Annotated in this window: 1 protein-coding gene; it reads left to right on the top strand. The window is 70.5% G+C overall.

The annotated features are described in order from the left end of the window. Positions 1-158 precede the first annotated feature (158 nt). On the top strand, positions 159-312 hold a 154-nt coding region (locus BZY54_RS48430; protein WP_143668459.1), incomplete at its 3' end, for an SDR family NAD(P)-dependent oxidoreductase.

The raw sequence follows: 312 nt of genomic DNA, 5'->3' as shown, positions 1-312 counted from the left end.
GAGTCGGCCGGGTGGGTCGCGGGCACAAGATGCTGTGCTGCCCCCGGCCCTGCACGTGTGATGTACGTCACTGCCTTGGTTCGGCTGTCGGCGACGGTTTTTCCTCCGGTGGTTGGTCTTGATGCCGACCGAACCCGACCACCACCGAGGAGTGTCCGATGCCCGAGCGATTCCAGACTGCCGTCGTCACCGGTGCCGGCCGCGGATTCGGGCGCGCCATCGCGGCGGCGCTCGTCGCCGGGGGCACCCGCGTCATCGGCATCGCCCGCGACGAGCAGGAGCTTCGCGCCGTACGCGAGGAGCTCGGCGACG

This window comes from Streptomyces carpinensis (assembly GCF_002154505.1).
In the GTDB taxonomy this organism is placed as follows: domain Bacteria; phylum Actinomycetota; class Actinomycetes; order Streptomycetales; family Streptomycetaceae; genus Streptomyces; species Streptomyces carpinensis.
This window is presented reverse-complemented; position numbering and strand designations above follow the sequence as displayed.